Source organism: Candidatus Latescibacterota bacterium (genome assembly GCA_020633725.1).
Lineage (GTDB): Bacteria > Krumholzibacteriota > Krumholzibacteriia > JACNKJ01 > JACNKJ01 > VGXI01.
In genome coordinates this window covers 822,073-844,384 of the sequence record JACKDC010000001.1, presented here as the reverse complement: position 1 = coordinate 844,384, position 22,312 = coordinate 822,073, and the positions used below count along the sequence as shown (strand labels likewise).

General features: G+C 71.8%; 20 protein-coding genes. 15 read left to right on the top strand and 5 right to left on the bottom strand.

Annotated elements, in window-relative coordinates; translation table 11 throughout:
- From H6693_03725 to H6693_03715, 3 genes are all read left to right on the top strand, one after another.
- Window positions 1-1,251 (top strand): hypothetical protein, encoded by a 1,251-nt coding sequence (locus H6693_03725; GenBank protein MCB9515279.1) that lies wholly within the window; start codon window positions 1-3, stop codon window positions 1,249-1,251.
- Window positions 1,252-1,289: 38 nt separating this feature from the next.
- The gene (locus tag H6693_03720; protein ID MCB9515278.1) at window positions 1,290-1,871 is read left to right on the top strand and encodes a CDP-alcohol phosphatidyltransferase family protein; all 582 of its coding nucleotides are present in this window, start codon (window positions 1,290-1,292) and stop codon (window positions 1,869-1,871) included.
- Between the two features lie 153 nt (window positions 1,872-2,024).
- On the top strand, window positions 2,025-3,296 hold the full coding sequence (locus tag H6693_03715) for a HAMP domain-containing histidine kinase (GenBank protein MCB9515277.1): 1,272 nt from the start codon (window positions 2,025-2,027) through the stop codon (window positions 3,294-3,296).
- Here the strand turns inward: H6693_03715 and H6693_03710 are convergent.
- Window positions 3,285-4,460: an aminopeptidase P family protein gene (locus H6693_03710; protein MCB9515276.1), complete on the bottom strand. Its 1,176-nt coding sequence runs from the start codon at window positions 4,458-4,460 to the stop codon at window positions 3,285-3,287. The genes H6693_03715 and H6693_03710 overlap by 12 nt on opposite strands.
- Window positions 4,457-5,191 (bottom strand): hypothetical protein, encoded by a 735-nt coding sequence (locus H6693_03705; protein MCB9515275.1) that lies wholly within the window; start codon window positions 5,189-5,191, stop codon window positions 4,457-4,459. The genes H6693_03710 and H6693_03705 overlap by 4 nt, the downstream gene beginning before the upstream one ends.
- 50 nt (window positions 5,192-5,241) lie before the next feature.
- Between H6693_03705 and H6693_03700 the strand changes: the two genes are divergently transcribed.
- Together H6693_03700 and H6693_03695 are read left to right on the top strand one after the other, a co-directional pair.
- Complete coding sequence (locus tag H6693_03700; protein MCB9515274.1) at window positions 5,242-6,741, top strand: amidohydrolase family protein; 1,500 nt, start codon at window positions 5,242-5,244, stop codon at window positions 6,739-6,741.
- A 2-nt stretch (window positions 6,742-6,743) separates the two neighbouring features.
- Window positions 6,744-9,479 (top strand): IPT/TIG domain-containing protein, encoded by a 2,736-nt coding sequence (locus H6693_03695; GenBank protein ID MCB9515273.1) that lies wholly within the window; start codon window positions 6,744-6,746, stop codon window positions 9,477-9,479.
- 98 nt (window positions 9,480-9,577) lie between these two features.
- Here H6693_03695 and H6693_03690 read toward each other — a convergent pair whose 3' ends face one another.
- Both H6693_03690 and H6693_03685 read right to left on the bottom strand, forming a co-directional pair.
- Window positions 9,578-10,228, bottom strand: a complete 651-nt coding sequence (locus tag H6693_03690; GenBank protein ID MCB9515272.1) for a hypothetical protein — start codon at window positions 10,226-10,228, stop codon at window positions 9,578-9,580.
- 36 nt (window positions 10,229-10,264) lie between these two features.
- Window positions 10,265-10,924: a hypothetical protein gene (locus H6693_03685; GenBank protein ID MCB9515271.1), complete on the bottom strand. Its 660-nt coding sequence runs from the start codon at window positions 10,922-10,924 to the stop codon at window positions 10,265-10,267.
- 363 nt (window positions 10,925-11,287) lie between these two features.
- Between H6693_03685 and H6693_03680 the strand changes: the two genes are divergently transcribed.
- Genes H6693_03680 through H6693_03665 form a run of 4 tightly spaced genes read left to right on the top strand, consistent with a single transcriptional unit; the run spans window position 11,288 to window position 15,303 of the window.
- Entirely contained in the window at window positions 11,288-13,024 is a 1,737-nt protein-coding gene (locus tag H6693_03680) for a hypothetical protein (GenBank protein ID MCB9515270.1), read from the top strand.
- Window positions 13,005-13,952, top strand: coding sequence for a hypothetical protein (locus H6693_03675; GenBank protein ID MCB9515269.1), 948 nt, complete (start codon window positions 13,005-13,007; stop codon window positions 13,950-13,952). The genes H6693_03680 and H6693_03675 overlap by 20 nt, the downstream gene beginning before the upstream one ends.
- Window positions 13,949-14,506, top strand: a complete 558-nt coding sequence (locus H6693_03670; GenBank protein MCB9515268.1) for a hypothetical protein — start codon at window positions 13,949-13,951, stop codon at window positions 14,504-14,506. Before H6693_03675 ends, H6693_03670 begins: the two co-directional genes overlap by 4 nt.
- Complete coding sequence (locus H6693_03665) at window positions 14,503-15,303, top strand: rhomboid family intramembrane serine protease (protein ID MCB9515267.1); 801 nt, start codon at window positions 14,503-14,505, stop codon at window positions 15,301-15,303. The genes H6693_03670 and H6693_03665 overlap by 4 nt, the downstream gene beginning before the upstream one ends.
- A gap of 154 nt (window positions 15,304-15,457) precedes the next feature.
- Here H6693_03665 and H6693_03660 read toward each other — a convergent pair whose 3' ends face one another.
- Window positions 15,458-16,444 carry a PDZ domain-containing protein gene (locus H6693_03660; GenBank protein MCB9515266.1) on the bottom strand — a complete coding sequence of 329 codons (987 nt, stop codon included), beginning with the start codon at window positions 16,442-16,444 and terminating at the stop codon, window positions 15,458-15,460.
- Between the two features lie 115 nt (window positions 16,445-16,559).
- Between H6693_03660 and H6693_03655 the strand changes: the two genes are divergently transcribed.
- The 6 genes from H6693_03655 (at window position 16,560) to H6693_03630 (ending at window position 22,302) form a co-directional block, all read left to right on the top strand.
- Complete coding sequence (locus H6693_03655; protein MCB9515265.1) at window positions 16,560-17,444, top strand: hypothetical protein; 885 nt, start codon at window positions 16,560-16,562, stop codon at window positions 17,442-17,444.
- Window positions 17,441-18,361 (top strand): ATP-binding cassette domain-containing protein, encoded by a 921-nt coding sequence (locus H6693_03650; GenBank protein MCB9515264.1) that lies wholly within the window; start codon window positions 17,441-17,443, stop codon window positions 18,359-18,361. The genes H6693_03655 and H6693_03650 overlap by 4 nt, the downstream gene beginning before the upstream one ends.
- A complete protein-coding gene (locus tag H6693_03645; GenBank protein MCB9515263.1) occupies window positions 18,358-19,632 on the top strand; it encodes an ABC transporter permease in 1,275 nt (424 codons plus the stop codon). Before H6693_03650 ends, H6693_03645 begins: the two co-directional genes overlap by 4 nt.
- A 2-nt stretch (window positions 19,633-19,634) precedes the next feature.
- Complete coding sequence (locus H6693_03640; protein MCB9515262.1) at window positions 19,635-20,474, top strand: hypothetical protein; 840 nt, start codon at window positions 19,635-19,637, stop codon at window positions 20,472-20,474.
- Window positions 20,464-21,084 carry a CoA pyrophosphatase gene (locus H6693_03635; GenBank protein MCB9515261.1) on the top strand — a complete coding sequence of 207 codons (621 nt, stop codon included), beginning with the start codon at window positions 20,464-20,466 and terminating at the stop codon, window positions 21,082-21,084. The genes H6693_03640 and H6693_03635 overlap by 11 nt, the downstream gene beginning before the upstream one ends.
- Window positions 21,085-21,159: 75 nt before the next feature.
- Window positions 21,160-22,302: an acyl-CoA dehydrogenase family protein gene (locus tag H6693_03630; GenBank protein MCB9515260.1), complete on the top strand. Its 1,143-nt coding sequence runs from the start codon at window positions 21,160-21,162 to the stop codon at window positions 22,300-22,302.
- Window positions 22,303-22,312: the final 10 nt, after the last annotated feature.

Sequence of the window (22,312 nt, the reverse complement as noted above, 5' to 3'; positions counted from 1 at the left end):
ATGCGCAGCAGATCCGCACGTCTCAAGGGCTTTCGCCGCTGGCGCACCGTCGCGCCGGCCGTTCTCCTCCTCGCCGCCGGCCTGGCGGGCTGCGCGAGCAACCCCACGCCCCCCGACGACAGCAACCACGCGCCGCAGGTGACCCAGATCAGCATCCTCGGCGACAAGCCCGTGGTCGCCGCCGGGTCCTTCAACGTCACCCTGCAGGCCCAGACCGCCGACGTGGACGGCGACGCCCTCACCCTGAGCTGGAGCGGTCCGGGCAACTTCCACGGCGTGAACAATGCCGCCAAGACGGTCCTCTGGGACGTCCCCGCCGACCAGTACGGGGACCTCACCGTCACCTGCACGGCCAGCGACGGCGATCTCAGCGGCAGCCGCGACCGCAGCTTCGCGGTGGGGCGGGCGATCACGGCGGCGGACTACGGCACGCCGGTGAACGGCACGATCACCTGGAGCACTGCGGACTCGCCGTTCTACATCCTCAAGGTCCCCGTGGACATCCCCGTGGACGTGAAGCTGGTCATCGCTCCCGGCACCACGATCTGGTGCGAGTCGGCCAGCCAGCTCAGCGTGCTGGGTGAGCTCGAGGCCCTGGGTACCTCGACCCAGCAGATCACCTTCAAGCCCTACGCCGCGCCCACGACGCTCCAGGACTACTGGCTGGGCGTCAGCATGGAGGCCGGCGCGAGGGCGGCGAATCTCGAGTGGTGCAACATCTACAACGCGAACGTGGGCCTTTCGCTGGCGCTGGGCACCCAGGACCCGGCCCTGGTGTCGATCGTCTACTTCCTCAACTGCAAGAAGGGCGTCGTGGCCGGCTTCGGCGGCGTGGCGGTGTCGGGCTGCCGCATCGAGGGCTTCGCGCAGGGCGTGGTGGCCGACGACTGCGAGGTCGACATCCACAACTGCACCTTCGTGGACGGCAGCGAGTCGTCCCTGATCCTCCGCGGCGGCAGCACCGGCCCCTGCACGGGGAACGTGATGACGGACGTCGCGGCGCCCATCGTCAACCTCGCCGCGAGCTACCCCCAGCTCAACTACAACTCGTTCTACGGCACGGGCGTGGCCATCGCGGTCGGGGGGGGCTACGGCACCGACCCCGCGCCCGTGGACGCCCGCTGCAACTACTGGGGCGACGGTCTCAGCGAGGGCGGCGTGGTCGGCCGCATCAGCATCTCGGGCACGGATCCGGCGGACGTGCTCTACGACCCCTGGCGCGACTCGGTGAGCGCCGACTGCAGTTTCTAGTCGTTGCCGGCCGGTCACCAGCGTGCTAGGCTGAATCCGTGAAGCACCGCAAGAACCCAAGCTACGGGCGCATCCGGACCTGGCCGAACGCCGTCAGCGCGCTGCGCCTGGCCCTGGCCTTGGTCGCGGCGGTGCTGTTTCTGGTCTTCGGGCTGATCCTCGCGCCGATCCTGCTCTCGATCCTCGCCAGCGTCCTGGACTTCGTCGACGGCTGGCTGGCCCGCCGCATGCGCCAGATCACTCGGCTGGGGGAGCACCTGGACCCCCTCGCGGACAAGGTGCTGATCACCGTGGTCTTCGGTGCCCTGGCCTGGTTCCTGCGCGAGCTCTGGGTCTGGGTGGCGGTGTCGCTGCTGCTCCTGCGGGAGTGGGGCATCACCTGGCTCCGCGAGTTCGTGCAGCGGCGGCAGCAGCTCACCCTGCCCGCCGGGCGCATGGGCAAGTGGAAGATGCTCAGCCAGAGCCTCTTCGGGAACCTGTTCCTGTTCTGGATGAGCCGCGCCCCCGACGCCCGGCCGGGCGAAGGGACCTTCCTGCCCACCCTGGGTCTGGCCCTCGGTCTCATCCTCGTGCTCTCCTACGCCTCCGCGATTCGCTACCTCGGCCGCCTCAGTTCCTGATCCCGGGCCTGGAACGGGAGTTGCACTGCACCCCCCGGGCGCCTGCGCTGTGCCGGCCGCCCTGTCAAGCTGCACAATCGCAACGCGTTGCAAGGATTCCTCGAGGCCCGCTTCCGCCGCGGGCGCCGGAGGCGTGGCAGGATGAACCCACCCATGGACACGCAGTCCCCGTCGCGCCCGACGCGTGAGCTGGGCACCCTCCTGGGCTGCCGCAGCCCGGAGGACCTCGCGCGGGCCCTGGCGCTCGACCTCGCCGAACGCTGGCCCGCCCGGCTGGGCCTGCTCGCCGTCTGCCCGGCCGAGACCCGGGACTGGACCGCCTGGTCGCTGCCCTCGCTGGAGCCCGAGCCCTGGAGCGCGAATCACCCGCTGGTGGAGGAGTTCCGGGAGGAGATGGACGGCGCCGTCCGCAGCCTCGACCCCACGGGACTGGACTGCCTGCGCGCCGACGGCTCGCCGCGCGGCACGCTGCGGGGGGTCGCCCTGCGCGACGGCCGCATGGGCCTCCTCGGCGCCCTGGCGCTCTGCGTCCCCGCGGGCACGGACGCCGTCGAACAGCGCGAGATCGAGGCCTGGCTGCGGGAGACCGCGCTCCTGTCGACGCTGCTGCTGGAGCGCCTGGTCCTGGGTCAGCGCCTGGAGCACCTGGAGCGCGAGGTGGACGAGCTCGAGTCCCTGAAGTCGAGCTTCATGGACACGGTCAGCCACGAGCTCAAGACACCGCTCACCAGCATCCTGGGTTTCTCCTCGCTGGCGCTGGACCAGCCGAGCCTCGACGCGCACCCGCCGCTGCCGGAGTTCCTGCGCAGCATCCACGACGCCGCGCTGCAGCTCGACCGCCTGATCAGCGAGGTGCTGGTGATGAGCGAGATGGCCTCGGCCGAGGGCATCCTCGAGCTCGAGGACCGCAGCCTGGGCTCGCTGCTCAGCGAGTACCGCGAGGGGTGGCTGAACCGGCTCTCCGGCGGCGAGCGCGTCCGCTTTCCCGACAACGCGCTGGAGTGCATGGTGCGCGTGGACCCCTACCAGTTCCACCGCATCCTCAGCCACCTGCTCAAGAACGCGCTCGGCTTCTCGCCGGAGGGCAGCGAGGTCACCGTCTCCTGCGCCTTCATCTCCGGGCGACGCCGCAGCGACTCCACGGACTTCCTGCGCATCGACGTCGTCGATCGCGGCGCCGGCATCCCCCTCGAGGAGCAGGAGCGCATCTTCCGCAAGTTCTACCAGGTGGACCGCTCGAGCACGCGCGAGCACGGCGGCGCCGGACTGGGGCTCACCGTGGCGAAGGAGTTCACGGAAGCGATGGGCGGACGTCTCTGGCTGCGCAGCGAGCCGGGGCGCGGGTCGACCTTCTCCTTCACCGTGCCCGTGCCGCGCGACGGGGGACTCTGCCCGCCGAACGAGGGCGACGGCTCAGCCCAGTAGCTCGATCTCCGACTGGAGTTCGCCGCTGACGAGCAGCGCTCCGCGCCAGTGCAGCGCGTCCACCTCGGTGCGCAGTCCGAACGCCGGGCCGTAGATCCCCGGCTCCACCGAGAACGCCACCCCTTCGATGAGCCGGCGCTCCTCGCGCGTCTCCAGGTCGTCCAGGTTGGCGCCCGGGCCGTGGTCCTCGCGGCCGATGCTGTGGCCGAGCCGGTGCACGAAGGCCTCGCCGTAGCCCTTGCGCTCGAGCAGCGCGCGGGCGACGGCGTCGACCTCGCAGCCCTGCGGCGGATCGCCGGCGGCGAAGCGGTCGCGAAGGAAGTCGAGCGCCGTATCGCGGGCGGCGCGCAGCGCCGTCCAGGCGCGCGCCACGTCCTCGGGCAGCTGCGTGCCGGCGAAGGCCATCCACGTGAAGTCTGCGTAGACGCCCTCCGGCCCCGGCTCCCGCGCCCAGTAGTCGAGGAGCACGACCTGGTCGCGGACGAGCGCGCGCGGCGTGGCGTCGGAGCACTCGTGATGCGGGTTGCCGCTGTCGGGCCCGAAGGCGACGATGGGGGGCGCGTTGGTCTCCAGGCCGGCCTGGCGGATGGCCGCGAGCATCCACTGCTGCAGCGCGCGATCGGTGAGCGGCGCGCCGCTGCGCAACGCTTCGCGCAGGCGTCCGATCGCGCCGCGGCGCACCGTCTCGATGGCCGCCGCCGCGCGCCGATGGCTCGCAAGCGACGCCTCGCTCCACGGGGCCTCGAGGCGCTGCACCAGGTCGGCGCTGCTCACGATCTCGAGTCCCAGCTCGCGGAGCCACTCCAGCGTGCCCGCGTCCAGGTGGGACACCGTGGGGATGGCCCCGCCGGGCGAGTACTCCATGGCGATGGGGCGGTCCTTGGGCAGATCGAGCAGCAGCGCGGCCAGCTCGCGCCAGCCGCGGAAGAGGCGCTGCTCGCCCGGCAGGTGGGCGAAGTGATGGCGCTCCACGGCCGACTGCAGGCGCACCGGCGCGCCCACGGCCGGGATCCAGTAGAAGAAGCGCCGCGTGAGCAGGGCGCCGGCCGGCAGCGCCAGCAGCTCGAGGGCCAGGGGGTTGGAGCCGCGGAAGTCGTAGAGCAGCCAGCCGGCGAGTCCTTCGTCCGCGAGCGCGGCCTGGACCTGTTCCAGGGAGTGCTTCATCGTCCACCCTTCTCGAAGCTCAGTTCGTAGGGAACCCAGCAGGCGACGGGCTTGCCGTCGAGGGTGCCGGGGGCGAAGCGCATCGCCGCGATGATGCGGTCGGCCTCGTCGCGGCAGGGCGCGCAGCGGAAGCCGCCGTCGTCGACGAGCTGCCACTCGGAGACCTGGCCGTCGGCCTCGACGCGCACACGGTAGCGCAGACGGCCGCTGCGATCCAGCGAGGCGAGCAGCTCGCGGCGCGGCCAGGCGGCGAAGAGGATGCGGGGGGAGCGGCGGCCGAGGCCCTCGGGGCCGCCTTCGCCGCGACTGTCGGGGGACGGGACCGCGGCGGGGCCCTCGCCGGGCGGCGCCGGCTGACCGGTCGGTGGCGCGTCGCCGGGCGCGACGCCGTCGTCCGTGGGCGCCGGGGTCGCTTCGGGGACAGCGAGCGGCTCCGCGTCGTCGGGGTCCGCTTCGACGGCCTCGGGCACGGGCGCCGCGGGTTCGGCGCTCGCCGCCGCCTTGCGCGGATCGGTGGGATCCCAGACCACCTGCACCTGGTCCCAGTCCTCGCCGCCCGCGCCGCCCGCACGCGTCCAGCTCTGGCCGAGGAGGCCGCCCGCCAGCCGGGGGAGCAGATCGAGGGCCGCCCAGGCGCCCAGCAGCAGCGCCAGCGCGGCAAAGAGCAGCCAGCGCCGCGCGCGGGGACGCGGCCGGCGTCCCGGCGGCTCGGGTGGCGCTTGCGGTGTCATGACCCCCGATTTATAAAGGGACTCCACTCCAGCTGCAAGCCGAGGAATCCATGCGAACCACTACCGATGGCCCCGCGCTCCTCGCCGCCGCGCTCGCGGTCGACCCCGTTCAGCCGCTGCGCCTGGACGGACTCACCGTGCACCGCGGCGACGGCGCCCCGGCCGCGCCGCAGGCCGTACAGCTCGCCGCCGGTCGCTTCGTGGCGCCCGAGGGCGAGGCGCGACGCATCGACCTCGGCGGCTGGACCCTGCTGCCAGGGCTCTGCGACGCGCACCTGCACCTCTTCCACGAGGCGCGGCGCCGGCTGCGCGTGGACCTGGCCGGCCTCGCGCGTCGCGCCGAACTCTGGGAGCGCCTGGCGGCCGCGCCCGCCGACGGGCCCGTCATCGCCGTGGGCTGGGACGAAAGCGACTGGGACGATCCCCGCTTTCCCACCCGCGCGGAGCTCGACGCGCTCTTTCCCGGCCGCCCGGCGGGACTGATCCGCGTCTGCGGACACGCCGCCGTGGCCAACAGCGCCGCGCTGGCCCTCCTCGAGCCGCCGCGGGACAGCGCCGACGGCCTGCTGCTCGAAGGCGACGCCGTGGCCCTGGCGCGCCGCTTCCCGCTGGAGCGCGAGCGGCTGCTCGTCGCGGCGGCGGACGTCGCGCGGGACCTGGCGGCGGAGGGCCTGACGGCCGTCACCGACATGGGCGCCGCCGAGCTGCCCGCGCTGGCCAGCGCCCTGCCCGCGGACTTTCCCCTGGCGCTCGAGTACTTTCACGCCGGACCGCTGTCGGATCTCCCCGCGCCGCGCGAGGACGCCGCCGGGCGCCCCCTGGGACGGAAGTTCTTCCTCGACGGCTCCATCGGCGGCCGCACGGCGGCGGTGGATCCGGCCTACGCGGACGGCGGGAGCGGCACCCTCCTCCACGAGCGCGCGGCCCTGGAGCGCGCCCTCGCCGCCGCGCTGGAGGCCGGCTGGAGCGTGGCCCTGCACGCCATCGGCGAGCGGGCGCTGGGTCAGGCGCTGGACTGCCTGGAGTCCCTGCGGCCCGCGCCCGGCAGCGCGCGTCTGGAGCACGTGGAGATGCTCGCGCCGGGCCAGGTGGAACGGGCGGGGGCGCTGGGCGTGGCCGTCTGCATGCAGCCCAACTTCATGGACCGCTGGGGGCGTCCCGGGGGCCTCTACGCGCGCGCCCTGGGCCCGGACTACGCGCGACGCTTCAGCGCGCCGGGCGACTGGCGGCGCGGCGGCGTCCCGCTCGCCTACGGCACGGACGGCATGCCGGCCGCCCTCTGGCCGGCGCTGCGGGCCTCGGTGGACGCGTCGATCTTCGGGGAGGGGCGCGACCGGCCCGAGACCGCCCTGGCCGCCGTCACCGGGGACGCGGCGCGCGCCGCCGGGCGCGCGGCCCAGCGGGGGCAGGTCAAACCCGGACTTCAGGCCGACTTTTGCCTTGTGGAACGGGATCCCTGTGCCGAAGACTTCAAGGAGAAGCTCGAGGTGGCCCTCACCGCGCGACGTGGCCGCCTCACCTGGCTCGCCCCCCGGCACCAAGGAAGGTGAACGTGACTCGGCTGTCCCCGACGATCCTGCGGACCCTGCTGGCCGCCCTGAGCCTGGCTGTGCTCGGCCTGGCCTGCGAGAAGACGACCACCCCCGTGGACGTGGTGCCGCCCGGCGCGCCCGTGGCCGCGCTGATCACGGTCTCCGCGCCGAGCGGGGGCATGCTGACCGTCACCGGCCAGCCAGGCGCCGTGGAGGGGAGCGCCACCGTGCGCGCCACCAACCAGACCAGCGGTGGCGACCCGGTGATGGCCAGCGCCGGCGGCAACGGCGCCTTCAGCCTGCAGCTGCCCGGCGGCCTGCTGGACGTGGTGCGTCTGCGCGCGGTGGACGAGGCGGGGAACGTCAGCACCTACACCGACCTGGTCTCGGGGGCGCCCTTCGCGCTCGCGGCCACCAGCGGTCTCGGCCAGACCGGCGTCGTGGGGAGCACGCTGGCCGAGCCGCTCGTCTTCACCCTGACCGACGGCGGCGGCGCGCCGGTGGAGGGCGTCGAGATCGTCTACGCGCTGGAGACGGGCGACGGCAGCTTCGATCCGGAGACCGTGAGCAGCGGTCCGGACGGCCGCGTGAGCAGCGTGCTCACGCTGGGGACCGCCGCCGGCGCGCTGAGCGTGCGGCCCCACGCCGTCGGTCTGACCCTGGACAGCGTGACGCCCATCGCCGCCACCGCGACGCCCGGGCCGCCGGTCAGCCTGGTCTGGGCCGAGGGCGACGGCCAGAAGGACGCGCCCGGCGAGACGCTGCTCGGCGCCCTGCGCGTGGAGGCGCAGGACAGCTACGGCAACGCCGTGGCCGGCCAGGCGCTGACCGTGGCCGCGGGGCAGGGCGGCAGCGTGAGCCCGACCGGCGGGACCACCGACGCCGACGGCGGCCTCGACTGCAGCTGGACCCTGGGCGGATCGCTGGGGACCCAGCAGCTCACCGCCAGCGCGACCGGCCTGCCCGACGGCGTGGCGCAGGCCGTGGCCGACGACGCGCCCACCCTGACGAGCGTCAACCCGACCACGCCCGTGGATCCGGGCGACCTGCTGACCCTCGACGGCGACAACTTCTGCGAGACCGAGGCCTTCAACACGGTGCTCCTGGGGGCGACGCCCATGACCGTCGTGGCGGCCTCCGAGACCCACCTGAGCGTGCGTGTGCCGTCGGGCGTGCTGCCCGGCGTCTACACGCTCGGCCTGAGCGTGGGGCACCAGACGGCGCCGCAGACCTACGACGTCGAGGTGGTCCAGCCGCTGGGCGGCGTGGAGGACCATCCCTTCGTGGGCGGCGCCGCGAACGTGCAGCTGGCCCTGCCCGGCAGCAGCACGCGCTACGTGATGATCCCCTACAACCTCGACTACTGGCCCGCCGGCGAGCCCGCGGGCTGGGTCGGGCCGCAGCCCGACTACACCTACGGCCAGGATGGCTACGGGGTCGACGCCGTGGCCCTGGCGCGCGGCGCGGCGGGCGAGCGCGCCGACGACGACCCGGTCTGGGACTTCCACCGCCGCCTGCTCACCACCCGCGGGGAGGGGCCCTACACCGGCGAGCGCGTGGTCCGCGATCGCGAGGCGCCGCTGGGGGACCGCGTGGCGTTCGTCTGCCTCGCGGTCAACGGCAACACCCTCGATCCCGCGAACTACGTGACCGTCAACGCGACGCTTCGCTACACCGGCGCGCACACCAAGATCTACGTGGACGACGACACGCCCGCGGCCTACGTGCCCGCGACCGCGATCAACGCGCTGGGCGCGGCCTTCGACCAAGAGGACTACGTCACCGACGTGGCCGCCTTCGGCGAGCCCTCGGACATCGACGGCGACGGCAAGGTGACAGTCCTGCTCAGCCCCGTGGTCAACGGGCTCACCACCTGGAACGACGGCTCCTACATCGGCGGCTTCTTCAACTCCATCGACCTGGACATCTGGTTCAACGTGCCCGGCACGAGCAACCACGGCGAGTTCTTCTACGCGATCGTGCCGGATCCCGGTCCGAACCCTCAGTTCAGCCCGGTGGCGCACGAGATCGACGCGACCATCGAGTCGCTGAAGAGCATCTTCGCCCACGAATTCCAGCACATGATCAGCGCCGGGCAGCGCTACATCCTCCAGGGCGATCTCAACAGCCCCGACGAGGAGCTGTGGTTCAACGAGGGCCTGAGCCATCTCGGGGAGGACCTCTGCGGCTACACCGCGCAGAACGTCGCGCGCGTGAAGATCTACCTGCACGGCGGCGCGCATCGCTTCTGGAGCCTGGTGCAGGGACCGGCGACGCTGGCCGAGCGCGGCGCGTCCTATCTCTTCTGCCGCTACCTGGCCGACCGCTGGACCGGCGACAGCTTCACTCGCTCGCTGATCGGCGGGCCCGAGGCGGGACCGGCGAACGTGGCGCAGGCCACGGGCGAGACCTTCGAACAGGTGTTCAAGGACTGGACCGCGGCGATCTACCTCGACGACCGCGACCTCGACGGCGACGGCTTCGCCGACGACCTGGGTCCCGTCTACCGCTTCACCAGCCACAACATCCGCACGGACTTCCCCTACTCGGGCGGCCCGAGCGAGCCGCTGGCCATCGTTCAGCTCACGGCGGACGACCCCGCCTACAGCAGCACGCTGGCGCCGAGCGCCATGGACTACCTGGAGATCGGGGTGGCGGGCGGCCAGTCGCCGCCGCCGGGCGGCACGCTGGATCTGCACTTCACCGGTGCGGGCGACGGGCCGATGGGGGTGCAGATCATCCGCATCGCGCACTGACGCCGGCGCGTCTGCGGTCGACGAAAAAGCCCCTCCCCCGCGTGGGGGAGGGGCTTCGTCTTGGCGCGATACTGGGGAAGGTCGTCCGCGGGCGGCGACTAGTAGAGCGCGCGAATCCGGCTGAAGCTGCTGCTCTCCGTGGCCACGGTCTGCGCCGTGAAGATGCGGCCGGCGAGACGGCTGTGGTAGCCGGGCGGCACGTTCACCGAGTCGTCGGCGCTCATGCCGTCGAAGACCTGCCACTCGAGCATGGCGAGATCGCCGAGCTCCGCCAGGCGCGAACCGCCCGTGAAGACGCAGTAGCCGTTGAACGTGCCCACCTGCGTGAGCGTGTTGAAGAGCACCGTCGCGGCGGAAACCGTGCCGGTCAGGGCCGCCGTGCCGTTGGTGGCGCTGGCGATGCCCTCGGCCGGGGAGTTCCCGTAGTCGAGGTCGAAGCTCGCATCCTCGTAGACGCCGACCGTCCCGCCGGTGAACTGGAAGTTCTGGAACACGGCGACCTCGGAGTAGCTCGCGAGGGTCATGCCCTCGAGCACCCAGGTCACCTCCGTCCCGACGTAGTCGAAGTCGAACGGGGGATTCTCAGGCTGGATGGGCTCGAAGAGTCCCACCACGCCGGCCTGGTCGCCGGGCGTGGTGCCCTCGATGAAGCTGTAGCCCTGCTGCAGGAAGTTGTAGACCACATCATCCGCCGACGCAGGGACCGCCATCAGGAGGAGGAGCGCCACCCCGATGATCGCTTTTCTCATGCTGAGTCTCCTTGGCTGTAGTTGTACGGCCACTGCTTAGTAGAGGCCCTTGATCTGGCTCAGGCTCGACGACTCCGTGGCCACGCTCTCCACCCAGACCTCGCCGTCCAGGGAGAGCTCGTAGCCGGGGGGGATCCCGGGGTTGTGGGGCGGGACCAGCGTGCCGCCGAAGGCGTAGGCCTCCTCCGTGAAGTAGGAGATGGCGCTGCCACCGTCGAGCGAAATGTGCCCCTCGAAGACGCCCATGCCCAGGTCACGCCACAGGGTCATGGTGAAGTCGGTGAAGGGGCCACTCAACCAGAGCGTGCCGTCGAAGAACGAGGACGGCGGATCGGGGATCGAGGGGAACTCGTTCCAGTCGGAGTTCATCGAGGCGTCCTCGAAGATCTGGAACAGGCCGAGGTTGTAAACGATCGTGGACACGCCCGCATCGACGACCTCGCCATTCGAGATCAGGCCGGTGACCACCAGCGTGTACTCGTTGAGGACGGGGTCATAGGGGAGCGCCCCCGGCGCGTCGATGCTCGTGACGTGGCTGATGAGGTGGATCTCGTCGCCGGGATCCGAGAAGTCGAACCCACCCACCTCGTAGCCGTAGCCGCTGAAGTGGATGTCGATGGTTCCCTGCGCGAGCAGCGGCGTGGCGCTCAACGACAGGGCCGCGACGGCGAGAACGAACATGAGCGATTTCTTCAAAGTGACGACCTCCCGAGTTGTGCTGCCCTTGAGCCCGGGCGGGCTGGATGCGGATGCTTCGCCAGCTCGGTGCCGTGGTGCGAATCGGTGGCGCCCTGCCGAAGCGTTGGCGCCGATGCGGTCAGTGATGCGAAGGCTCACGGTGCATGCGGGAACGATTATACCCCCTGCCACAGGGGCCTACAACCAGATTCCCCGGGCCCGTGCGCCCAGGAACTTCCATATTACACTCGGTTTGGACCCTCCGGGAGCGGGGGGGCTTTCGCCTTGACAGTCCCGCACCCCATCCCCTAGAGAATCGGAGACCTCAGGCTTCTGCCCTCGCGCCGCCCGCGGAAAGACGAGCGTATGTCCAAGTCAGCCATGCGGATCACTCTCCTGCTGGGGGCGTGCCTGCCCCTCGTCGGAGCGCTGATGCTCGCCCTGGCGCCGGCCGTTTCGGCGCTGGAGGTCCGGGATCCGAGCTACCTGCGGGCCTTCTCGCCCAACGGCGACGGGGTGCAGGACGTCTGTCCCATCACGCTCATCGGCGATGGGGGCGACGTGGCCGTGGACACGCTGATCCTGGGGATCTACGCGTCCCCCGGCGTGCCGCCCGACCCGGCCGACCTTCTCGCCGCGCCGCCGCCCGACAGCGTCCGGAGCACGGGCTTCCTGAAGCGCTCCTACCACACCTGGCACGGCCGCGGCGGGGACGACACGGAAGGACAGCCCCTGCTGCCCGACGGCCTCTACTACCTCCACGTCCTGGGCGTGGCGGGGGAGGACAGCGTCCGCCTCAGCCCGGCGATCCAGCTCGAGCTCAACACCGCGCCCCCCAGCCTCGACGCGGTGGCGCTCGAACCGTCGCTCTACTTCACGCCGCTGCAGGCCGGCGCGGACACCGTGCTGCAGGTCTTCTTCAGCTCGGCCGACTTCGACACCCTGACCGACACCGCCACGGCGCGCGTGCTGCGTCAGGATCCGGGCAACGGCAGCTACCTCCAGGTCAACCTGATCACGCGCGATCCGTCCTACGTGCTCCCGCAGGGCGGGCTGACCCGCTACCGCCTGCTCTGGGATGGATTCGACACCGAGGGCACGCGCGTCGACGGGCAGTACCGACTCGACCTGACCCTCAAGGACGACGCGGGCAACGCCCCGGCGGGCGCGAGCCTGAGCTCGAACCTGGACATCCTGGCGCCCACGATCGCCGTGACGGAGCTCGGGGGACCGGTGGAGAGCGGCACCAGCTTCACCTTCCATCCGGACTCCTTGCCGGACTCCCTCGTGGTGCGCGTCCGGGATCGCAACGACGTCGCCGACTGCGTCGCCGCCCTGGAGACCGCGACGGTCTTCGACCAGGTGGGCCGCCTGCTTCCCGGGTCGGGCTTCGGCGAGCGATTCTACGCCTTCACCCTGCCCGCCGCCTGGGGCGACGCGGCCGACACCCTGGACGTCCACCACGTCTACGTGGACGCCGAGGATCTCGCGGGCAACCGCAAGACCGACCTGGGTTCGGCCACGCGCATCACGCTGACCCTGGACGCGGAGGCGCCGCCCGCGCCGGTCCTCGATCCCCTGCCCGCACGCGTGATCCAGCCCGTGCTCACCCTCGCGGGCAGCAGCGCCGACCTCGAGGCCGACGTCGAGATCTACGAGGACGCGGTCTACAAGGCCGTCATGCCGGTGGACGTGGAAGGCCGCTTCAGCCTGCCGATCCTTCTCAGCGAGGGGACCCACGCGTGGACCGCCCGCGCGGTGGACGTCGCGGGCAACGCGTCGCCCTTCTCCGCGCCCGTCACGGTGACCTACGCCCCCGGGCCGGCGCTCAACCTGCCGGGCCGCTTTCGCGGCGGGCCGGGCGAGACCCTCCAGATCAACACCTCCGGCCCGGCCGACGCGGTGGTGCTCCGGATCTACTCGCTCGAGGGCGACCTGATCCGTCGCCTGGACGCGCAGGGCGGCCCGGTGCAGTTCAGCGCCGACTGGGATCTCGCGGACTCCGGGGGCCGCCAGGTGATGGACGGTCTCTTCGTCGTGAACGTGGAAACGCTCTACCAGGACGGCTCCCGCGACACGGAGCGGAAGGTGGTGGCCGTTGTTCGCCCCGCGCCCTAGTGCCGCGCTCGCCGCGCTCCTCCTCCTGCTGGCCTCCGCCACGCCCCTCCGCGCGGATTCGCAGGGGGGAAGCTTCCGCCTCTGGCCCCACGCCGCGCGCGATCTGGCCATGGGGGACGCCGCCACCCTGCTCGCTCCGGGGCTGGAGTCGCTCTTCACGCAGCCGGCCTCGCTGGTCGGCATGGACAGCTGGGAGCTGGGGCTCAGCGCCCAGCGCCCCGCCGGGCTGGACGGCCTCGACCTCAACTCCGCGGCCCTGGGCCTCGCGAGCGGGCGCCGGCTGCGCTCGGCGGGCGAGTGCACGCCGACGAGCCGGCACGCCGCGGCGCTGGCCGTGCAGCACCTCGGTGCGACGCTGGCCGACGACAGCGGCTGGGGCGAGACGACCGTCGCGCTGGGCCTCGCCTGGAGCCCCGTGCGCTGGATCTCGATGGGCCTGCGCGGCGACTACAGCCGCGGCGGCAGCGACGACGGTGTCGACGACGGCCGCGCCGTCGCGATGAGCGTCGGCCTCCGGGCCGTGGTGCTCAATCCGGGGCTGGAGTTCGGCTGGGTGGCCGAGGACGTCGTCCAGCGCTTCCACTGGCAGGACGCGCCGGACGACACGCGTCGCCGCGCGTCCGCGCAGGTGCTGGCCCTGGCGGCGCGGCTGCCCTGGCGCCTCGACGTCGAAGTCCAGGGGCGCTGGCGCTACCGCAGCCTCGAGCGCGCGGGGCTGGGGCTCGAGTGGCATCCGCTGGGTCCGGCGTTCGCGCTGCGCGGCGGCTTCCTCGCACATCGGCGGCTGGAGGAGAGCGTCGCGCCCTCCTTCGGCGCGGGCCTGACGCGCGGGCCGCTGCGCGTGGACTACGGCTTCCGCTTCGAGCGCGAGGAAGGTCCGGGCTCCCAGCATCGCCTGTCGCTGCGCTGGGTGGGCGGCCGGCCGTGAGGGTGGGGGCCGCGGCCATCCTCGTCGCTCTCGCCGTGCTGCAGCCCTCGACTCCCTGCCGCGCGGCATCCCCCGGGTGGGAGTCCGCCGGCGCCGTGCTCGCGGCGGGCGGCCAGGTGGGCTGGCTGCCGTCGCCGGGGCGCGGCTGCCGCGGGTTCACCGCGGAGGCGGTCTTCGGTCCCGGAAGCGTGCGTCAGTTCTCCAGCACTCTCGCGGAGCGGCGGCTGGGCCTCTGCCTGCGCTTCCACCGCAGCGTCGTGCGCAAGTGGGTGAACTGGAAGGGCGCGGAGATCTGCGTGCGCCGCGGCTTCGGGACGCGTCCCGACCTGACGCCCTTCCTCGAGCTGGGCGTGGGCGAGCTGCGCGTCGAGGACGAGCGCGCGGGCGCGGGGCGCGGCACCTGGAACGCGGTCATCGGCGGCGGCGTCCTGCGGCGTCTGGGCGAGCGCTGGACGGTGCAGCTCGCGGCCCACGCGCGCAGCGTGGAGACCGGCGGCGAGAGCTACAGCCATGCGGCCGTGACCCTCACCCTCGGCGGAAGGATCGACGCGTGAGCGCGTATCGCAGATCGAACGACCGGCTGCCCTTCGCGGCGAGTCCCTATCCGTGGACGCTGCGGCTGGTGCTGATCAACGTCATCGTCTTCGTGCTCATGCTCACCGTGATCCGCACGCGCTGGGGCGCGGAGCTGTTTGGCGAGATGATCCTGGTGCCGTCGCAGGTGCTGCGCGGTCACGTCTGGCAGCTCATCACCTACATGTTCATGCACAGCCCGAGCCTGGAGCGCTTCCTCTTCCTGCCGCTGCCGACGCACATCGTCTTCAACATGCTCATCCTCTGGATGTTCGGCCGCGAGGTGGAGATGACCCTCGGCAGCGGGACCTTCCTGCGCCTCTACTTTCTAGCGGGGATCGTGGCCGGCCTCTGCAGCATGTTCACGGGCAGTCCGGTGCTCGGCGCGTCGGGCGCGGTGCTGGGCATCCTGGCGGTCTACGGCTCGCTCTTTCCCGACCGCCTCATCCTGGCCTTCTTCTTCATCCCGATGAAGATGAAGGTCTTCATGTGGGTGATCGCGGGGATCGATCTGATGGGCGCGATCCAGGGGGGCGGGAACATCGCGCACCTGGCGCACATCGGCGGCTTCTTCACCGGCATCCTGATGATGCGCACGGGCTGGTACCGGAAGCGCTGGTTCGACTTCGGCGAGCTGCGGCGACAGCGCGAGCTGGACCGCCAGCGCCAGCGCCACCGGCGCGTGGATCAGATCCTCGACAAGGTGAGCCGCGAGGGCATCCAGTCCCTGTCTCGCGACGAGCGCGAGTTCCTGGAGCGCATGCGCCGCGAACGCTAGGTGGCGGGGCGGGACACCCTGGCCCACGGCCGCGCGGAGGGCCGCTGGGGCGAGGGCGTCCCGCCTGCCCGGGCGGGGACCCGGCCGAGGCCGGGCGGAGGTGGGGGCGCAGATGGGCCCCCGGAAGGCCAGCGGGGCCGAAGCCCCGCCGGGATCAGTCGTTCTTCAGTCGCTGCTCCAGTTCCTGGAGCCGCTTCTCCAGCGCGTCGAGCTTGTTCTGCAGGTCCTCATCGCCGCCGTTCAGCGGGCGCGCCATGCGGTGGAACTGGCCGAAGGGCGCGTCGTCGCCGCTGAAGCGCTTGATCATGAAGGGCGCCTTCGCGGCGGGGATCTCCACGTCCACGCGCTCGGTCTTGCCCTTGCGGACGTAGACCAGGGTGCCGGCGTCCTCGCCCGCCAGCGCGCCGACGGCCTTGCGCAGGTCGCTCACGCTCTCCACGTCGTCATCGCCGAGCTTGGTGATCACGTCGCCGGCCTTGAGGCCGGCCTTGGCGGCGGGGCTGTCCTCGTCCACGGAGAGCACCAGCGCGCCGTGCTTGGCGCCGGGGAAGTAGCCGCCGAGGTCCTCGTCGAGGTCACGGGCTTCCACGCCCAGGCGGGCGGCGCCGGGGCCGAAGCCCTGGACCCAGTCGTAGCTGTCGTCGTCGTCGCCCATCGCGAAGAAGCGGTGCGGGCCGCGGCCGAGCTGGTCGAGCGTCACCGACTGCTCGCGCTCGGCCAGGGTGACGCGGAAGGTCTTGCTGTCCCCGTCGCGCCGGGCCTTGACCTTGACCTTGTCGCCGGGGTCGTGCTCGCGCACGAGCGCGGTGAGCGCGGCGGCGTCCGTCACCTTCTTGCCGTCGAACTCCAGGATGATGTCCCCGGCCTCGAGGCCCGCCTCGCGGGCGGGGGTGTCGTCGAAGACGGACTGGACGCGCACGCCGCCGTCCTTGCCGGCCTCGTCCGCATCGAGATCGCTGAGGGTGACGCCGAGGAAGGCGCCGTCGCCGAGGAACTGGAGCTTGCTGTCGTCGTCGATCACGATGACGCGGCTGCCGTCCTGATCGTGCCAGTTCACGCGCGGGCTCTTGGCCAGCGCGCTCCCGGTCTGGCCGACGAGAAGGGCCAGCGCGACCAGGGCGACGGGGACTTGGTGCTTCATCGTGCAACCTCCGTGCAGGGGTTTCGGGTTGCCCCCTCTACGGCAGGTGGGGATGGGAGTTCCAGGCGCCGTTGCGCGTTGACCGCTCGGGCGCGCTCGCCTATTCTGGCCCCTCATGGACCTCGTTCTCCACCGCATGAGCGCCGCCGGCAACGCCTTCTATCTGGCCGTGGGGCGGAGCCTGCCCCTCGCCCACGCGGAGGAGCTGGCGCAGGTGCTCTCCCGCGGCGACGCGCTGTGGCCGCTGGACGACGCCTCGCCGCCCGATCTGAGCGACGGCCTCATCTTCGGCCTGCTCGCCGGCGGCGGCGCGCCGCCCCGGCAGATCATGCACAACCCCGACGGCAGCCGCGGCCACTGCGCCAACGGCGTCCGCTGTCTGGCCTGGCTGCTGGCGGCCGGGAGCGCGCTGCCCACGCCGCCGCGGATCCTCACCGACGACGGCGAGATCCCGGTGACCGTCGACGGCGATCGGGTCGAGGCGGCCCTCGGCCCGCTGCGGACCCTCGCGGGCTGGACCCCGCCGGACCAGCTCGCCGAGATCGTGCTGAATGGCGAAACGCTTCGCGGGTATCCCGCGTACGTTGGCAATCCTCAGTTCGTGCTGTTCGGGGATGTGAGTCTCGAGGCCCGCCTTGCCACTGTGGGGGCCGCGCTGCAGACCCACCCCCGCTTCCCGGATGGCGTCAACGTGGAGTTCGTGTTCGAAGACCCTGCCGCGCCCGAGGGCGAGGACGGCTGGCGCGTGCGCGTCTGGGAGCGGGGGGTCGGCGAAACGCTTTCCTGCGGCACCGGCGCACTGGCCGTGGCCGCGGTGGGTCCACGGGGGTTGGCGCGGGGGGCCGCGCGGCCCCTACGCTATCCGGGCGGCACGCTCACCGTGCGCCGGAGCCATGACGACCGTCTGCACCTCTCGGGTGAGGTGCAGCACGAGGGACGCTACGCGCTCGCCCCCGAGCTCGCGGCGCGAATCGCCGACGGCGTGGGAGGCCAGACGTGATCGAACTGCAGGGCGTGACCAAGCGCTACGACCGCACGGTGGCCGTGGACGGCATCGACTACCGCTTCCAGCCGGGCAAGCTCACAGGCTTCCTCGGCCCCAACGGAGCGGGCAAGTCCACGACCATCCGCATGATCATGAACATCATCGCCCCGGACTCGGGGCGCATCACCGCGGGCGGGGAGCCGCTCACCGAGGACTTCCGCAACCGCCTGGGCTACCTACCCGAGGAGCGCGGCCTCTACAAGAAGATGAAGGTGCTCGACCACCTCGTCTTCTTCGGCAGCCTGAAGGGGCTGAGCCGGGGCGAGGCGCGGCGGCGCGGCCAGGCCTGGCTCGACCGCCTGGGCCTCGCCGATCGGGCGCAGGGCAAGGTGGAAGACCTGTCCAAGGGCATGCAGCAGAAGATCCAGTTCGCCGGCACGCTGCTGCACGAGCCGGAGCTGATCCTGCTGGACGAGCCCTTCAGCGGCCTCGACCCCATCAACGCCGAGGCGCTCAAGGACATCATGCTCGAGCTCAAGCGCGCGGGCCGCACGGTGATCTTCTCGACGCACATGATGGACCAGGCCGAGAAGCTCTGCGACGAGATCGCCCTCATCAACAAGGGGCAGCTGGTGCTCTCCGGCGCCCTGAGCGCGCTGCGGGCGTCCTTCGGCAGGAGCAACCTGCGGGTGCGCTTCGTGGGCGACGCCGGCGTGCTTCGCGGCGACGCCCGCGTGGTCAGCTTCCAGGAGACGGAGCCCGGCCTGGCCGAGCTTCGCCTCGCGGACGGCCACGCGCCGGGCGAAGTGCTTCGCGAGTGGAGCGCGCGCCTGGACATAGACCACTTCGAGGTGATCGTCCCGAGCCTCCACAACATCTTCATCCAGACGGTGACGGCCCCCGCGGCCGCCGCGGAAGGGGGTGCGGCATGAACAAGGTCTGGGCGATCCTCGCGCGCGAGTATCTGGAGCGGGTGCGTCGGAAGTCCTTCTTCATCGGCCTCGTCCTGGTGCCGCTGTTCATGAGCGCCGTGATCCTGCTGCCGGTCTGGCTCAGCCGCGTCGAGGGCGAGGGGGTCAGCCGCGGGCTGATCGTGGACGCCAGCGGCCTGGTGAAGGCGCCCCTGGAGGACGCGCTGGCGGCCGACACGCTCAGCACCGGCGAGGCGCGCTACCGATTCGTCGACAAGGAGCTCGGCGACGCGCCCTTCCTGAGCGGCGACGCGCGCGAGCAGGCGCTGGGGACGTTGCTGGGCGAGGAGGCGATCGACTGGTACCTCGAGATTCCGGCCAACGTCCTCGAGACCGGCGACTGCACCTTCCATGGCCGCGTGGTCAGCAACTTCACGCAGCTGGAGAACATCCAGTCGCGCATCACCGAGATCCTGCGCGGCGAGCGCCTGCGGCGTCTGGACCTGGATCCCGCGCTGCTCAGCGAGCTCTCGGTGCACGCGGATCTCAAGACCATCCAGCACCGGGGCGAGAAGGCCAGCGAGGCGGGCTTCGAGTCGCTCTACTTCGGCACGCTGACCCTGGTGATGATCCTCTACATGACCATCCTCGTCTTCGGGACCATGATCCAGCGCAGCATCCTGGAGGACAAGAACCAGCACATCACGGAGGTGGTGCTGTCGAGCATGAGCGCCACGCGCTTCTTCACCGGCAAGATCCTCGGCATCGGCGCGGTGGGGCTGACGCAGTATCTCGCGTGGCTCCTGCTCGGCGCGGGAGCCATGGCCTTCGGCCTCGTGAGCAGCGCGCAGCTCGGGGCGCTGCCGGTGCTGTCGCCGGTGACGCTGCTGGCCTTCGTCAGCTTCTACGTGCTCGGCTTCCTGCTCTTCGCCGGCCTCTTCGCGGCGGTGGGCGCCATGAGCACCACGGACCAGGAGGCGCAGCAGCTCATGCAGCCGCTGGTGATGCTGCTCGTGGTGCCGCTGGTGATCATGGTCTACATCTTCCAGAATCCCGATTCGGCGGTGTCGGTGGCGCTCAGCCTGATCCCCGTGTTCACGCCGCTGGTGATGTTCATGCGGATCAACATCAGCCAGCCGCCGCTCTGGCAGATCGCGCTGGCCTACGGGCTGCTCATCGCCTCGGTGGCGGTGGTCTTCGTGATCTCGGGGCGGATCTTCCGCGTCGGGATCCTGATGACGGGCAAGAAGCTCAGCCTCGTGGAGGCCTGGCGCTGGGTGAGGCAGCCCTAGCCGTGGCGGACCGGCTGCGCGTGGGGATGTACCAGTTCAGTCCGCGTCTCGGTGACCGCGAGGGCAACCTCGCGGCCATCGAGGCGGGGCTGGCCGGCGTGGAGGCCGATCTGGTCGTCCTGCCCGAGCTGGCCACCAGCGGCTACGCGCTGCCCTCGCGCGAGGCCGCGGCGGCGGTGGCCGAGTCGCCGGGGAGCGCGGGACTGACCCGCCTCCAGGCGCTGGCCGAGTCGCTGGGCGCCGCGCTGCTCCTGGGCCTGCCGCTGGCCGAGAACGGGAAGCTCTTCAACGCCGCGGCGCTGCTGCGCCCGGCCGCGCCGCCGGTCTTCTACCGCAAGCTTCACCTGTTCTATCGCGAGGGCGAGGTCTTCGACCCCGGCGACCGGCCCGCGCCCGTGGAGGACGTGGCCGGCGCCCGGGTCGGCGTCATGATCTGCTTCGACTGGGTCTTTCCCGAGCTGGCGCGCAGCCTGGCGCTGGCCGGCGCGGAGCTGCTGGCGCATCCGTCCAATCTCGTGCTGCCGGGTTTCGCGCAGGCGGCCATGGTGACGCGCGCAGTCGAGAATCGCGTCTTCGCGATCACCTGCAACCGGGTGGGCGAGGAGCGCTATCCCGACGAGGAGCGGTCGCTCCGCTTCACCGGCCTCAGCCAGGCGCTGGATCCCCGGGGACGTCCGCTGCTCCAGTTCGGCGAGACGGACACCCGCCGCGGCGTGGTGACGCTCGATCTGGCGGAGGCGCGCGACAAGCGCATCACGCCGCGCAATCATCTCTTCGCGGATCGCCGGCCCGAGCACTACGGTCCGCTGACGGCGCCCCTGAGCGACGGCCGTGAGTCCTGACGAGCTCGCCGCGCTGGATGCGGACACCCTCGCGTCGCGGCTGGGCCGCCTGCTGGACGTCGCCGCCGGCGATCAGCCCGTGGGTCCGGGCCTGGTGGACGCGGCGGTGCTCGTCCCGCTGCTCGACGGGACCGGCGCCCACGGCGCCGACGGCCCCGCGCTCCTCTTCATGCGCCGCGCCCGGGACCTGCCCGACCACGCGGGCCAGGTGGCCTTTCCCGGCGGGGTCCGCGAGCTGGGCGACGCCACGCTCCGCGACACGGCCCTGCGCGAGGCCAGCGAGGAGGTGGCCGTGGCGCCGGGCGACGTGCGCCTGCTGGGCCCGCTGCCCCGCGTGAGCACGCTGGCCAAGTACAGCATCCAGCCCTTCCTCAGCCTCTGGCCGCCGGGGCGCTACGGCGTCGCGAGCCCGGCCGAGGTGGATCACGTCTTCCAGGTTCCCCTCGCCTGGCTCGCCGCTCCCGCGAACAGCGAGGAGACGGAGATCGCCCTGCCCGGCGGCCGCCGTCTGCGGGTGCCTGCGTGGCTCTGGGAGGGCGAGGTGATCTGGGGCGCGACGCGGCGCATCACGCTCACGCTGCTCGACCTCGTGGCGGCCCTTCGGTCTTGAGAATGCGGGGGACATGTTCTAGTATGCGAACTCCTGTTTGCCCCCACGGCCCACGGCGTTAGACGGGAACGAGGCATGGACTTCCAGCTCTCCGAACAGCACCGCATGATCCGCGACATGGCGCGCGACTTCGCCCGGGGGGAAATCGAGCCCGTGGCCGCGCGTCTGGACGCGGAGAAACGCTTTCCCGCGGACATCCTCGCGAAGGCCGCCGGTCTCGGCCTGATGGGGGTGATGGTCCCTCCGGAGTACGGCGGCGCGGGGCTGGACATGCTCGCCTACATCCTCGTGCTCGAGGAGGTGGCCAAGGCCTGCGCGTCCACCTGCGTGATCCTGTCCGTGCACAACACCCTCGCCAACGGAACCCTGCTCCGCTACGGCAACGCGGCGCAGAAGCAGCGCTGGCTCCCGGACGCCGCCGCCGGCAAGACCCTGGGCGCCTACCTGCTCACCGAGCCCGGCGCCGGCAGCGACGCGGCGAGCCTCCAGTGCCGGGCCGAGGCCGTGGACGGCGGCTGGCGCATGAACGGCAGCAAGGCCTTCATCACGAACGGGGGGCAGGCCGACTTCGGCATCCTCTACGCCGTCACCGAGCCCGGCGGCGGCAGCAAGGGGATCAGCGCCTTCGTCCTCGATTTCAAGTTGCCAGGCGTGCACCGTGGGCCCAACGAGAAGAAGATGGGCCTCAACGCCTCCTCCACCGTCATGGTGACGCTGGAGGACGTCGTGCTGCCCGCGGACGCCCTGCTGGGCGAGCGCGGCGAGGGCCTCAAGATCGCCCTCGGCATGCTCGACGCCGGCCGCATCGGCATCGCGGCGCAGAGCCTGGGCATCGCCGCGGCCGCGCTGGAGGAGTCGCAGCGCTACGCCGGCGAGCGCGAGCAGTTCGGCTCGGCCATCGGGCGGTTCCAGTCGGTGCAGTGGCACCTGGTGGACATGGCGCTCGGCGTGGAGGCCGCGCGTCTGCTGACCTACCGCGCCGCCCTGGACTATGGCGAAGGGCGCGGCGTGACCAAGGAGGCGGCCATGGCCAAGCTCTACGCGAGCCAGACCGCCGTCCGCTGCGCCGAACTGGCCGTGCAGATCCACGGCGGGTATGGCTACTTGAAGGACTTCAAGGTGGAGCGGCTCTTCCGCGACGCCCGCGTGCTCGAGATCTACGAAGGCACGACGGAGGTGCAGCGCATGGTGATCGCGCGGCAGCTCCTGAGCGCCTGAGTTCGTCCAA

What these genes read in the sequence shown, in the direction of transcription:
- H6693_03725 (MCB9515279.1), top strand. Translation starts at nt 1, where the DNA reads ATGCGCAGCAGATCCGCACGTCTCAAGGGCTTTCGCCGCTGGCGCACC.
- H6693_03715 (MCB9515277.1), top strand. Translation starts at nt 2,025, where the DNA reads ATGGACACGCAGTCCCCGTCGCGCCCGACGCGTGAGCTGGGCACCCTC.
- H6693_03710 (MCB9515276.1), bottom strand. Translation starts at nt 4,460, where the DNA reads ATGAAGCACTCCCTGGAACAGGTCCAGGCCGCGCTCGCGGACGAAGGA.
- H6693_03705 (MCB9515275.1), bottom strand. Translation starts at nt 5,191, where the DNA reads ATGACACCGCAAGCGCCACCCGAGCCGCCGGGACGCCGGCCGCGTCCC.
- H6693_03700 (MCB9515274.1), top strand. Translation starts at nt 5,242, where the DNA reads ATGCGAACCACTACCGATGGCCCCGCGCTCCTCGCCGCCGCGCTCGCG.
- H6693_03690 (MCB9515272.1), bottom strand. Translation starts at nt 10,228, where the DNA reads ATGAGAAAAGCGATCATCGGGGTGGCGCTCCTCCTCCTGATGGCGGTC.
- H6693_03680 (MCB9515270.1), top strand. Translation starts at nt 11,288, where the DNA reads ATGCGGATCACTCTCCTGCTGGGGGCGTGCCTGCCCCTCGTCGGAGCG.
- H6693_03660 (MCB9515266.1), bottom strand. Translation starts at nt 16,444, where the DNA reads ATGAAGCACCAAGTCCCCGTCGCCCTGGTCGCGCTGGCCCTTCTCGTC.
- H6693_03655 (MCB9515265.1), top strand. Translation starts at nt 16,560, where the DNA reads ATGGACCTCGTTCTCCACCGCATGAGCGCCGCCGGCAACGCCTTCTAT.
- H6693_03645 (MCB9515263.1), top strand. Translation starts at nt 18,358, where the DNA reads ATGAACAAGGTCTGGGCGATCCTCGCGCGCGAGTATCTGGAGCGGGTG.
- H6693_03630 (MCB9515260.1), top strand. Translation starts at nt 21,160, where the DNA reads ATGGACTTCCAGCTCTCCGAACAGCACCGCATGATCCGCGACATGGCG.